The 13,106-nt window shown below is 53.9% G+C and carries 12 protein-coding genes; 3 read left to right on the forward strand and 9 right to left on the reverse strand.

Translation table 11 applies throughout. The features are described from left to right. Positions 1–40: 40 nt before the first annotated feature. The 6 genes from AC07UY_RS20320 to AC07UY_RS20345 are packed head-to-tail and all read right to left on the reverse strand — an operon-like array spanning position 41 to position 5,624. The gene (locus AC07UY_RS20320) at positions 41–448 is read right to left on the reverse strand and encodes a hypothetical protein (protein ID WP_494660531.1); all 408 of its coding nucleotides are present in this window, start codon (positions 446–448) and stop codon (positions 41–43) included. Beyond that, complete coding sequence (locus AC07UY_RS20325) at positions 424–1,710, reverse strand: phosphatase PAP2/dual specificity phosphatase family protein (RefSeq protein WP_494701847.1); 1,287 nt, start codon at positions 1,708–1,710, stop codon at positions 424–426. Before AC07UY_RS20325 ends, AC07UY_RS20320 begins: the two co-directional genes overlap by 25 nt. Further along, positions 1,707–3,467: a bifunctional alpha/beta hydrolase/class I SAM-dependent methyltransferase gene (locus AC07UY_RS20330; RefSeq protein WP_494701846.1), complete on the reverse strand. Its 1,761-nt coding sequence runs from the start codon at positions 3,465–3,467 to the stop codon at positions 1,707–1,709. Before AC07UY_RS20330 ends, AC07UY_RS20325 begins: the two co-directional genes overlap by 4 nt. Beyond that, positions 3,442–4,098 (reverse strand): lysophospholipid acyltransferase family protein, encoded by a 657-nt coding sequence (locus AC07UY_RS20335; RefSeq protein ID WP_494660596.1) that lies wholly within the window; start codon positions 4,096–4,098, stop codon positions 3,442–3,444. Before AC07UY_RS20335 ends, AC07UY_RS20330 begins: the two co-directional genes overlap by 26 nt. Positions 4,099–4,104: 6 nt before the next feature. Then, positions 4,105–5,022, reverse strand: coding sequence for a phosphatidate cytidylyltransferase (locus tag AC07UY_RS20340; RefSeq protein ID WP_494701845.1), 918 nt, complete (start codon positions 5,020–5,022; stop codon positions 4,105–4,107). Further along, the gene (locus tag AC07UY_RS20345; protein WP_494701844.1) at positions 5,019–5,624 is read right to left on the reverse strand and encodes a CDP-alcohol phosphatidyltransferase family protein; all 606 of its coding nucleotides are present in this window, start codon (positions 5,622–5,624) and stop codon (positions 5,019–5,021) included. Before AC07UY_RS20345 ends, AC07UY_RS20340 begins: the two co-directional genes overlap by 4 nt. A 293-nt stretch (positions 5,625–5,917) precedes the next feature. On the opposite strand from AC07UY_RS20345, the gene tynA reads away from it, so the two are divergent. Next, a complete protein-coding gene (gene tynA, locus AC07UY_RS20350) occupies positions 5,918–8,176 on the forward strand; it encodes a primary-amine oxidase (protein ID WP_494660536.1) in 2,259 nt (752 codons plus the stop codon). Positions 8,177–8,325: 149 nt separating this feature from the next. On the opposite strand, the gene AC07UY_RS20355 is transcribed toward tynA, so the two are convergent. Then, a complete protein-coding gene (locus AC07UY_RS20355) occupies positions 8,326–9,036 on the reverse strand; it encodes an HAD family hydrolase (RefSeq protein ID WP_494660537.1) in 711 nt (236 codons plus the stop codon). Positions 9,037–9,196: 160 nt separating this feature from the next. Between AC07UY_RS20355 and AC07UY_RS20360 the strand changes: the two genes are divergently transcribed. Beyond that, entirely contained in the window at positions 9,197–10,093 is an 897-nt protein-coding gene (locus tag AC07UY_RS20360; protein WP_494660538.1) for a LysR family transcriptional regulator, read from the forward strand. A 41-nt stretch (positions 10,094–10,134) separates the two neighbouring features. Here AC07UY_RS20360 and AC07UY_RS20365 read toward each other — a convergent pair whose 3' ends face one another. After that, complete coding sequence (locus AC07UY_RS20365; protein WP_494660539.1) at positions 10,135–11,634, reverse strand: aldehyde dehydrogenase family protein; 1,500 nt, start codon at positions 11,632–11,634, stop codon at positions 10,135–10,137. 235 nt (positions 11,635–11,869) lie between these two features. Here AC07UY_RS20365 and feaR point away from each other — a divergent pair, with 235 nt between their 5' ends. Further along, on the forward strand, positions 11,870–12,778 hold the full coding sequence (feaR, locus tag AC07UY_RS20370) for a transcriptional regulator FeaR (RefSeq protein ID WP_494660540.1): 909 nt from the start codon (positions 11,870–11,872) through the stop codon (positions 12,776–12,778). Here the strand turns inward: feaR and AC07UY_RS20375 are convergent, their stop codons facing one another. Further along, positions 12,779–13,102, reverse strand: a complete 324-nt coding sequence (locus tag AC07UY_RS20375; RefSeq protein WP_494660541.1) for a YdbL family probable chaperone protein — start codon at positions 13,100–13,102, stop codon at positions 12,779–12,781. Positions 13,103–13,106 lie beyond the last annotated feature (4 nt).

Consider the following 13,106-nt stretch of genomic DNA (forward strand, 5'->3'; position numbering starts at 1 on the left):
TGGTTAACCGGGCGGCCTGTTGCGGGCTGCCCGGTTCTTTTTAGTAAAACAGCAGCGCAATCAGCCAGGCTGCCCACAGCAGCGCAATCCACCCCAAAGCCTTGCGAAACTGTTTAAGCGCCCCCTGACGCCGCTCGTTTAGCGTTAAGCTTTGCAGCCGTTCGCGCCGCCAGATGAAAAAGAGCGCAGCCCCCGCCTGTTCATTATTCTCTTGATTGATCACCGCTAAATAATGTGCATCCAGCCAGACTCGCCAACAGCCAAAGAAAGCGAATCCGCACAGCAATGCGATCACCGCGCGGAATATCCCGGCCAGCCCGACAAACACCACCCACATCAGCGGCGGGAGGATAAAAAGCAGCAAGAATCGCCAGCTCGACAGGGTGTGTTGCAGCAGGGGCGACGCTACATCGTCTCCACTGGTTACACTGTCACATTTGTTTTCCATTGTTCCAGTAACTCCAGATGTTCAGGGGTGAAGACCACCTGCGGACGGGCTTCGCGCACACGTGCTACCGCGTGTGCGACGTGCAGTGTCGGGTCGCGCCACAGCAACCATGCCGCGGCCACCAGTGCGCTACGCGAAAGCCCAAGAGCGCAGTGGACAAGCACGCTTCCGTGCGCGGCACGTAACGCTTCAAGCGTATTTACCGCCAGACGCAGCGTTGCCGGGTCCGGGTTCACCAGATCCAACAGGGGGACGCACTGGTAAGCATGATCGCGCACGGCGCGTGAACGCGGAAACTCGCTGGTCAGATCCAGTACCGCGCGCGGCGCTGGCGGCGTTCGCGGGTACACGCCCAGCGAGACCCCGTCCGCAAGCGGGCTGATGGTGGGTAAACGGCGGGTGTAGAGGCGCATGGAAAGCCACATGCCTGCGCGCCAGGGTAACAGCAGCCACCAGGCCGCGCCGCTTAACCGCCCTTTTTCATCTTTTTGCAGCGCGTCGACGCCCAAAACGCTATACGCGAGTGAAACAATCAGCAAGGCAATGGCGGGCCACCATAGCCAGTACGTCACCAGGGTTCCCGCCAGACAGACCAGCGCGCCCGTGAAATAGCGCCCTGCCAGCGTGAGATGTTTTCCGCCAGCCCATTGCCAGCGCCATTTGCCCTGCGCGGGGATCAGCCAGTCAATCAGCATACCGACCGCCAGACCCGTTAGCACATCAATGGCGTGATGCTGCCAGGTCGTCAGCACAGAAACTGCGATCAGCAAAAACCAGCCGGTACTTAGCGTCCGCCAGCCGCCGCTCAGATGACGGTTGAAATGCCGCCACAGCAGCCAGCATAAAATAATATGCAGTGAAGGCGACTGGTTGTAGGGCAAATCAAACTGTTCAAGCTGACCGAATAACCAGCCTGCCAGACCGCTAATTTCCGGTCTGACAAAGGTAAAACGCAGTGGAAACAGCAGGAAACCGGCGCAGGCGATCAGCGACGCCAGCGCCAGTCGCCCGACCAGACGGCGTTGTTCATTCAGCGAAGTGCAAATAAACAGCGACAGGCCGTACAGTAGGTCCAGACTCCAGTAGGGAATGATGGTGAACGGCACAAACGGAATATGCCACTCCCAGTCAAAAACAATGCTGCCAATGCCGTCTCGTCCGGCGGTGAATTGATTGACCTGCCCGTAGGTCAGAAAGAAAAACGGCGCGAGCAACAGCAGCCAGCCGATACCCTGAACAAAAATGGGGCGTTGAACCGTCATGATGTGCGACGCACCGCCATTGAGACAGTGAAAATGCCCCACTCATCAATCAACTGAGCGCATTTATCGAACCCCGCCTCGTGCACCAGCGCATCCATTTCCCCCTGGGTGCGCACGCGCATCACCCACGCTTTACCGTCTTTGTGGCTGGTAAGCGACCAGGCGATGGTTTTTAGCTGCGGATGCCAGGGCTGTCCGGTGTAGATCAAAATGCCGCCCGGTTCTATGGCATCCGCCAGCCCGGCAAGCGAGTTTCGCACCAGCGTGTTGTCTGGAAACAGTTCGTACAGACCGGAGACAATTCCCAGCGTCGGACGCGGCTCAAGCGAGGCCAGTTCCGTACGGTTAAAGGCATCTCCTCGTTCAAAACGCGCTCTTCCCGCCATCCCGCGCTGCGCAATCATCTCCTGGCCTTTCAGCACGTTCAGCTCGCTGTAGTCGCGCAGTAATATTTCGCTCACCGCCGTTTCGCCTTGCAGCGCATCGAGCACGTAGCGGCCGTGACCGGCGGCGATATCAACCACCCGCACGGGCGTTCCCTGCGCGTTCAGTTGCGCGACTGCCTGTTGGATCAACGTTTGAAGATGGGCTTTACGCTGGCGGATGCCTTTCCAGCCGACGCTGTTGAGGTAATTTTTATCAATCAGACGCCCCAGCGCACTGCTGCCCTGCGGCTGATTACGATAGACGTAGTCCAGTGTACTGCCCGAGTCAAAACCGGTTTCAAACCCCACCCGAACGCCCGCAGATTGCGTGCCCAGCATCTTCATGCCGTAGCGCAAACTGCGGTACGCGAGATCGTCGACGGAGAACGGTTCTGGCCCGCCGCTTAATATCCGCCAGTTGTCAGCGCCAGGACTCCAGCGGTCTTCGTGACGATAGTCGAAGAATTGTGGCGGCCTGGTGTAGAGCGTATCGATAAAATCGCGCATTTTGTCAAAGGCCAGATGACGCTCTTTTTCGCCCAGCGTGTCGTGATAAAAACCGGGTAACACATGCAATTCTTTGAGCGGATTGCGCAGACGCTGATAAAAATCGATCTGGGGTTGACGGTGCACGACGAAATCTTCGCCGGAGACCAGCAGTTGTACCGGCAACGTAATCGCGCCAGCGTCGCTGACAATACGTTCCGCCGTTTTGTAGAGATCGAGCAGGATATTGACGGCAATCGGGCGGGTAATCAGCGGGTCCTGATTGAAACTCGCCACCCGCTCGTGATCGTGCGTCAGATACTTGCCTTTGACATAGGAATTTACGAAGAAAAGTCCGCGCAGGCGGTGCATCAGCGCAAGCCCCTGGCGGGCAAACGGGACGTACAACTTCACCTTAAACGCCGGAGATGCCAGCACCATCCCGCGAATGCGCGGGGCATAGTCATGCGCCCAGGTCGCCGCCATCACCGCGCCAACGCTTTGCGCGACGACCACCACCTCTTCCAGCGCCGCCTGGCTGTCGGCAGCGGCAAAACGCACAAATTCATCGACATCCTTCACCGAACGCGCCAGCGACGGACTGTATCCTCGCACGCCGGGTGAACGCCCATGCCCCCGTGCATCCCAGGCATAAAACGCGGTGTCTGGCATCGCCAGTTCGTCGACAATATGCTGCAGACGCCCGGAATGCTCGTGTCCACGATGAAACAGGACAATCACTTTGGCGGCTGTCCCTTCCGTCTGTGCTGGCCAGTGGCGGTAAAACAGTTCGCAGTTGTCGCTGGTCAGAAAATGCCGTTCATCCGGCGTGCGATGTGGGTTCATGAGCGTTGTTTCCTGTTGTTTGTTGCTGAAGCGCCAACAGTTGTTGCTTCAGTTCATCCATAAACACGTTTTTTTCCGGGTGACAAGGCAGCGCCTCACCCACACAGACGTCAATAAAAAGCGGGAGAGGAATACGATTTCCCCGTGCCATCACCTGTTCTGTTCCGCGCAGCCAGACAGGAATAATCGGAACGTCCGGCACCCGTTGACTCAGATGCCACAGCCCGGATTTCAGCGGCGACAGTTTACCTGGCTCGCCCCGCGTCCCTTCCGGAAAGATAATCAGTATTTTGTTGTCGCGAAGCGCCTGTTCACACTGTGCCAGCGGATTGGCTTCGCCCCCCTGGCGAGTGATGGGGATAATATTGATGATATTGAGCGCAAACCAGGCCAACCATTTGTTGCGCAGAAAATAGTCGGCAGCCGCGACCGGATGGATCTGCGCCTGACGGCGTAACGGAAACAGCGACAACAGTGCAAACACATCCATATGGCTGTTGTGATTTGCCACGATGATCGCCGGTCCGTTTTGCGGTAAGCGTTGACGATGTTTAACCCGCAGCCCCAGCCACAACCAAATCACCGGCCAGACGATGCACAATGAAAACAACGTTCTAAGCAGTTTAGTCATCATAGGTTAGTAACAAAAATAACGAATAAAATGGAAAAAGACCGGCGCCGTGAAGATCAGCGAGTCCAGTCGGTCGAGGATCCCACCATGGCCGGGCAATAACGTCCCGCTGTCTTTCACGCCGATATCACGCTTGATAGCCGACATCACCACATCGCCACAGAAACCGGTCACCCCGATGATCACCCCGGCAAGCAGCGCCATCGGCCAGCTTAACGGCGTGAGTAATGGCCCGAGCAGCAGCGCCACCAGCGCCGTGGTGGCCACACCGCCCACCAGTCCTGCCAGCGTTTTATTGGGGCTGACTTTCGGCGTCACCTTGATGCGTCCGATGGATTTCCCCCACAGGTACTGGGCGATGTCGTTAAACTCCGTTAAACCGACCAGAAAGAGAACCAGTAGCGCGCCGGTCTGTTTGTCGTCAGCAGGCAGCACCAGCAGAAAGGCGACGTGACTGAAGGCGAACACAGTCGTCATCAGACTCCAGTGAAGCTGAGAAGCGGTACGCAAAAATCCCTGCGTATCACCGGCAATCACCATCCGCGCCGGTAAAAATAAAAAGACATACACCGGAATAAACACCACAAACATGCCGTACCAGCCAATGCCGATGAGCCAGTAGTTAATGGGAATGGCGATAAACATCCATAACAGCGGCATACGATCGGAATGACGCGAAGGCACCAGCGTCAAAAACTCTTTTAACGCCATAAAACTGACGATTGCGAAAAAGGTCAGCGCCAGCCAGTGCGGACTTAACATCGCCAGCGAAAACAGGATGATAATGACCCACCAGGTGCGGATACGTAACGTAAGCTCGCGCCAGTCTTTGCCGGGGCGTAGCCACACCAGCAACATGTTCACCACCGTTGCCAGCGATAACAGAGCAAAAATGACCGCCAGTGATTTTTCCAGCAACATCATTTCGCCCCCTCTTCACGCAATGCGCTCCGGCAACGGTTCACCACCGTCCACAACAGCAGCGCTATCGCCAGCGCCCAGACAAGGTTGTTCCACTGCACAAGCTGGGGCCAGATGGCCAGCGCCAGCCCCCACGCGCCAAACACCAATGCCCTGTCGCTTTTGCCCAACGGACCGCTGTAGCTACGAACACCGTTAATGGTTTGCACCAGCACGCCGCAGAATTCCGTCATCGCTGCACAGAACAGCATCATCAACACCAGCGCCAGAGAACTGGCGGGCAGAAACAGAAACGGCAGGTAAAGTGCAATATCTGACACGATATCGCCCACTTCATTAAGAATAGCGCCCAGGCGAGATTGTTGATGGCATTCTCGCGCCAGCATACCGTCCAGCGCGTTGAGCGCCATGCGGACAAACAGTACAACGGGCAGCAGGAAAAACAGTTTTGGCTCGGGGAAGTAACTCAATATCGCCCCGGTGACCAGGGAAAGCGCCATTGCGGCAAGAGTAACGTGATTCGCCGTCACATGGCGTCGGTTCAGCCAGAACATCAGTGGACGCAGAAGTGCCTGAAACGCGGGTTTTATCTGATAAAGCGTCATTACCTTTCCCTGATAATTGATAGACTTCCCTATAGTGTATCAAGTATTAACAATGGGCTAACGCTTTTCACCCTGGCGGTGAGTATTTCCGAAATGACTCGCAAAAAAATGATAACAAGTGAGCGTCATCGTCCCGCGTCTGCCATCGGTTGGCCGGTATCTGGCAAATCTGACAAATAACCTGGCAAATGCAAGCAAACCGTTTCCACAGCCATATTGCTATGTTAGCGATAGATAAACCGCGCACAAAAGCGGTCACAAACGCAGAACAACACAACAAGACGAGGTTATATATGGACCTGACTCCCCGCAAAACAGCGCTGGCGTTGGCTGTCGCCCTGCTGTGCTCCTGGCAGTCGCAGGCATTCGCACATGGCAGTGAAGCACATATGCTGCCAATGACAAAAACCCTGCAGGATTTTGGCGCAGATGTGCAGTGGGATGACTACGCGCAGATGTTTACCATCAGCAAAGACGGCGCTTTCGTTAAAGTTAAGCCGGGAGCGAAAACGGCCATCGTCAATGGTAAATCCCTGACGTTACAGGTTCCGGTGGTGATGAAGAATAAAAAAGCCTGGATCTCCGACGGCTTCATTAATGAAGTTTTTCAGTCCGATCTGGATCAAACCTTCCAGGTCGAGAAGCGCCCCCACCCGCTTAACTCGTTGACCGCCGACGAGATCAAACAGGCCGTCGAGATCGTCAAAACTTCGCCTGATTTCAAACCGAATACCCGCTTTACCGAAATTTCACTGCGTGAGCCGAATAAAGAGGAAGTCTGGGATTTCGCCCTGAACGGAACCCCGGTGAAACAGCCCCGTAAGGCCGATGTCATCATGCTGGATGGCAAAAACATCATTGAAGGCGTGGTCTCCCTGGATGACAAAAAGATTGAATCCTGGACTCCCATCAAAGATGCCCACGGCATGGTCTTGCTGGACGATTTCGCTACCGTACAAAACGTGATTAATGGCAGCGAAGAGTATGCCCAGGCGCTGGCAAAACACGGCATCACCGACCCGAAAAAAGTGATCACCACCCCGCTGACCGTCGGCTACTTTGACGGTAAAGATGGCTTAAAACAGGATGCACGTTTACTGAAAGTGATCAGCTACCTGGATGTCGGCGACGGTAACTACTGGGCGCATCCAATTGAAAACCTCGTCGCCGTGGTCGATCTTGAGCAGAAGAAAATCATCAAAATTGAAGATGGCCCGGTGATTCCGGTTCCGTTGACGCCGCGTGCGTATGACGGTCGCGATCGCCATGCCCCGACGGTAAAACCGCTGCAAATCGTCGAACCTGAAGGCAAGAACTACACCATTACTGGCGACATGATCCACTGGCAAAACTGGGACTTCCACCTGCGCCTGAATTCGCGCGTCGGACCGATCATTTCAACCGTCACGTTTAACGATAATGGTAAGAAGCGCAAAGTGATGTACGAAGGATCGCTCGGCGGCATGATCGTGCCTTACGGCGACCCGGACATTGGCTGGTATTTTAAAGCCTATCTTGATTCCGGCGATTACGGGATGGGGACACTGACCTCGCCTATCGAGCGCGGTAAAGATGCGCCAGGCAACGCCGTACTGCTGAATGAAACTATCGCGGACTATACCGGTAAACCGACCGAGATCCCGCGCGCCGTGGCTATTTTTGAGCGCTACGCGGGCCCGGAATATAAGCACCAGGAGATGGGGCAACCTAACGTCAGTACTGAACGTCGTGAACTGGTGGTGCGTTGGATCAGTACCGTCGGCAACTATGACTACATTTTTGACTGGGTTTTCCATCAGAACGGCACTATCGGTATTGATGCTGGCGCCACCGGGATTGAAGCGGTGAAAGGCGTACAAGCGAAAACGATGCACGATCCGAGCGCGAAAGACGATACCCGTTACGGGACGCTTATCGATCACAATATTGTCGGTACCACCCATCAGCATATTTATAACTTCCGCCTGGACTTAGACGTCGATGGCGAGAATAACAGCCTGGTGGCCATGGATCCGGTGGTGAAACCCAACACCGCTGGCGGGCCGCGTACCAGCACCATGCAGATTGATCAGTACAATATCAGTAATGAGAAAGATGCCGCGCAGAAGTTTGACCCAGGCACCATCCGTTTACTGAGTAACACCAACAAAGAAAACCGCATGGGCAACCCGGTCTCCTATCAGATCATTCCTTACGCTGGCGGTACCCACCCTGTGGCGACAGGCGCGAAATTCGCCCCGGATGAGTGGATCTACCACCGTCTGAGCTTTATGGACAAACAGCTGTGGGTCACGCGTTACCATGCCGATGAACGTTTCCCGGAAGGCAAATACCCGAACCGTTCAACGCATGATACGGGGCTTGGCGAGTACACCAAAGACAACGAGTCGCTGGACAATACCGACACCGTGGTCTGGATGACAACCGGCACTACCCACGTTGCCCGCGCGGAAGAGTGGCCGATTATGCCAACCGAGTGGGTTCATACCCTGTTGAAACCGTGGAACTTCTTTGACGAAACGCCGTCGTTAGGGGCGAAGAAAGAGAAGTAAGTCAGGCGAAGTGACCGCCCCGGCGGTCACTTCACTCAAAACAACGCGGTTCATGTCCCTCTGCCAGCCCTGAAATGATATCCCTATCGGCAACAGAAAAAAGATGTGACAGGAAATACTGTTTTCATTTGTATTTTCCTTTTTTGACCTCAGCGCGGTGCGGCTAATTTTTCCATTATCAAAACATGCCCCTGACAAAATGAAATAGCCACGTCACCCTCCCGTCGTGGTATGACGTCAACCCCAGTGAAATCAGGTATCGCAAGTTTGGCACCGCAGGCAATTAGTTCCTCGCTACCGATTCCAACGCAAAAAGTGCCTGCTGAAACAGCAGAAGTTACACCACTTCTGGAATCTTCAAATACGATTGTTTTCCCGGCTGGAATAGCGAGGCGTTTAGCGGCGAGAAGATATGGTTCAGGAAATGGCTTTCCCCGTGTGACATCATCCCGTTCGACAATAACTGAAATGCAGGACTGAATCTGCAGCATGTCCATCACGCGATCAATTTTCTCTCTCCAGCCGCTGGTCACAATGCCAACGCAAATTCCTGCCGCGTGCAATGCTGTAATGAGTTTTGCCACGCCAGGGATGGGGTCGTAGTTTGCTGTATTTTCAGTATGAATAATATGAGCCTGAACTTTTTGCCGATCGCTCAGTGGCAGGTCGTTAAAAAGCGTCTGAAGAGTATGGGGACCGGGTTGTCCGTGAATATGTTTGACCATATCGTCTGCGGAAATTGTTTTCCCATACATTTCAGCCGCTTCACTCCAGGCTCTTTCTATAACCGCATTTGAATCGATGAGCACTCCATCCATATCAAATAGTACGGCTACAATGCTGGTTGTATAATTATTCATGAATAAATCCCTTATTAGGAGTATCACTTATTTCTATAAGGCTGTAGCGACAACGTTGTTAAAATCAGAGACGAAAGAACAGATTTCTTGATCAGCCTGGATTGATATCATGTGCTCATTATGGGTACGGGTATAATTCCATTTTTTCAGGATTCGATAAATGAAAGGAATAGATATAAAACTGTTGCGTGCTTTTGTTACGTTAGCGAATAAAGGTCGTTACAGTGATGCTGCGAAAGCACTTTTTATTACACAACCCGCGCTGTCAAAGCAGATACAGATGCTGGAAACATTGACTGGTGGACCGCTTTTCCTGCGCGGCCGCCACGGTGCAACGTTGACCGTATTCGGAACACAGCTTTTGCCCAGGGCGAATACGCTTTTGCAAGCCCATGCTGATTTTCTGAGTTATGCCAAAGAAATCACTATAAAAAATAATGAAAAGTTATTAATGGGGTTTGGGATTTCGTCCTTTCATAAGGTTCCCGTATGGATAAATCGATTTCGCCAACAATTTCCTGAATGTGAAGTGGTCATTAATCAACTTCACTCCAGTGTACAGATGGAGATGCTGCTGGAAGGAAATCTCCATGTCGGATTTGTTCGAATGCCGGTTACTGAAGGTCTGTCTTCGCATATTATTCATGAAGAAATACTCGCTCTCGCGGTACCGTCAGAGAGTAATATTGAATTTATGAATATTCAGGATCTCCTATCAACATATTCGTTGCTCCAGTTAGATCCATCTACCAGTCCTTGTCTTGCAGAGCAAACCGCATTGTTCCTGCAAAATAATCAGCTTAATGCAAATCCAGTCCCGGTAACGGATGATATGACGACGCTTTTAGCATTGGTTGCGGGTGGGAACGGAATCGCCTTTTTACCTGAGAGTGTCCGGCACTTTTTGCCAGCGGAAGTAAAACTTATTAAGCCTGCAGAAAAACAAATTCGATGGCATATCGGCGTTGCATGGAATGCAAAAATAAAAAACACCTGGCGGGACGACTTTCTCAGGATGGTAATGGCAGAGGAATATACCAGCTTCAAAAAGGGTTAGGTGCCCGGTAAACTACACGCTACCGGGCACCCGTTCAGAGATTAATAACGTACGCACACCGACTTGGTTTCACACCAGCCGTCCAGCCAGTCAGGGCCGAAATCACGCCCGGTACCGGACTGTTTCATTCCGCCAAACGGCAGGTTGGCATCGATCAGCGTATGGCTGTTAACCCACACCGTTCCAGCCTGTAAACGGTCAGTGTATTCCAGCGCTTTGCTGATATTTTGCGTCCAGACACTCGCCGTCAGACCGTATTCCGTATCGTTGGCCAGTTGAAGCGCTTCTTCGCCATCCGCCACGCGTACGAGGTTAACGACCGGGCCGAACACTTCTTCTCGCGTCAGGCGCAGTTTCGCATCCGGGTTCACCACCAGCGTCGGCGTCACGTAGTAGCCTTTCGCGTCCGGTACAGTCGCGCCAGAGATAAGTTCCGCGTGGTTGGCACGGGCATCATCGAGGAAGGTCTGTACTTTGTCGCAGTGCGCCCGGGAAACCAGCGGGTTAATCTGCGCCTGTAGCGACATTCCCGGCCCGATGGTCAACGATTTGACGGCCTGCTCAAAGCCGCTCACCAGTGTGTCAAATAGCGGGGCTTCAATGTAAATACGCGAACTGGCCGCACACACTTGTCCCTGATTCAGGAAGCTTCCGGTCATCAGACCTTCAATCACCCACTGCGGGTCGGCATCTTTCAGTACAATCGCCGGGTTTTTACCGCCTAATTCCAGCGTCACGCCCGTCAGCCGGTCTGCCGCCGAACGCGCGATGTTTTTACCCGTCGCCGTAGAACCCGTAAAGCTGACTTTCGCGATATGCGGATGGGTGGTTAACGCTGCGCCACACACCGCGCCGCTGCCAGTTACCACGTTGAAGACGCCATCCGGGATCCCCGCTTCTGTCGCCAGTTCCGCGACGCGCAGTAGCGTGAGCGGCGTGGTTTCAGAAGGTTTGATAACGATTGAGCATCCTGCCGCCAGCGCAGGCATCACTTTCCACATTCCGATCATCAGCGGGAAGTTCCACGGCACAATCCCGGCGACCACCCCCACCGGCTCTTTGCGCGTCCAGGCCTGATAACGCGCGCCCTGCGGCAGCGGAATCGAAAGGTCCAGCGTTTTACCGGCAATTTTGGTCGTTAACCCGGAGGTATAGCGCATCCAGTTCAGCGTGCAACCGACTTCGAAGGCCCGGGCAATCGCGATCGATTTCCCCTGCTCCAGCGTTTCGAGCTGCGCCAGCTCCTCGCTGTGCTGTTCGACCAGATCGGCGAAACGCAGCAGGATTCGCTCACGTTCAGCGGGTAATTTTCCTGCCCAGGTGCGAGAAACAAAAGCACGCCAGCCGGACATCACCGCGCGATCGACATCGGCGATGCTGGCGTCTGCCGTTGAGCCGATTACCTCACCGGTGGCCGGGTTGTAGAGACTAAGCCGCTTATCGCCATCGGAGGGCGTCTGGCGCCCATCAATCCAGAGCCCATGCTGCCTGTCCAGAAAGTGTTGTACCGCTGCGAGGACGGTGACCTGTGTATCAGACATACATTCTCCTTAGTATTGCAGGTTGTCCAGACAGTCTATGCCGCCTTCACGAAACCGGCTTTTTGCTCTGTGACAATCGCTTTGTTTGCTGTGACAGGCTCCGCAAATACCAAGAATAACCCTTACAAACGCTATGCCCGGCGAGCGTTATTTCCTATAGTCACCCACAACGCCCTTGCTATTTGCAACATTAACGCAACAGAAATAAAACAATGCATAAGGCAGCGAGATAAAAATGGCTGGTGTGAGCGAGAAAGACCAATACGAACAGTGGCTGGCGCAGATCAATCAGGTTTGCGGCAGTTTTGCCGCCCGCCCATTGGCGGGAGAATTTGTTGGCGAACTGGAATCCAGTTTTGCGAACAATCTGAAGTTAAGCACGGTCACGGTGGGAGGGGTAAATCTGTTCCGAACCCGCCAGGAAATTAAGCACAGCAATGACGCCTGGTTTTATACCGTGTTCCAGCTCGACGGTAAGGCCGTGATGGAACAGGACGATCGCCAGATTGAACTTGAAACCGGCGACATTACGCTCATTGACGCCTCGCGCCCCTGCTCTTTTTACTGGCCGGCAAAAGCCCGTCAGGTTTCACTGTTGCTGCCACGGCAGATGCTCGAACAACACTTTCGCTTTCAGGAAGTCAGCTGTGCGCAAAAGCTCTCGCGGGATCTGCCTACCGTGCAACTGAGTCACCGACTTTTGCAGGAAAGCATGAGCAACACGGGCATGAGCGAGACAGAAAGCGAAGCGGCGCTGGAAGCGATAGTGTGTCTGTTACGGCCGGTCCTGCAACAGCAGGAGACCGTGCAGCCGCGTAAAGAGCGGCAGTTTCGCAATGTATTGTCGCTGATCGACGCGCATATTCAGTCAGAGACGCTACGCCCGGAATGGGTCGCCACCGAGAGTGGTATGTCGGTACGCAGTTTATACCGCATGTTCGCGGATAAAGGTCTGGTGGTGGCGCAATACATTAAAAATCGCCGTCTTGATCTTTGCGCCCAAATGCTGCGTACGGCCAACGGAGAAGAGAAGCTGGCGGGTATTGGCTATGCCTGGGGATTTACAGATCATAGCCATTTTTCGACGGCGTTTAAGCAGCGCTTCGGCATTTCGCCGGGAGAATACCGTAAGCGCTATCGCTGATTATTTTTGCAACCATTTCCCGTTGATGCCCTGAACATACTCGCCGGGCTTCGCACGGTCGACCAGTTTTTGCCCTGCCATTTTCGCCACTTGATCAACCGGAATATGATTGGTTTCGGCCAGTTGTTGGTAGCTGGCGCTGCGCGCCTCATTGATCTTTTTCACCAGCGTTTGCGTTTCCGCGTCGTTTTTCAGCGCGACCAGATAGCCATTCAACGTTTCCCCGACGCGCCCCTGGGTTCGGGCATCGTTGAGAGTCAACGCCATCACATTGCCGCTCAGCAAACTCAGAATAAGCACCGTCAGTGTTAGCTGTTTTTTCATCATG

The organism is Citrobacter sp. GW821-FHT02E08, assembly GCF_059421685.1.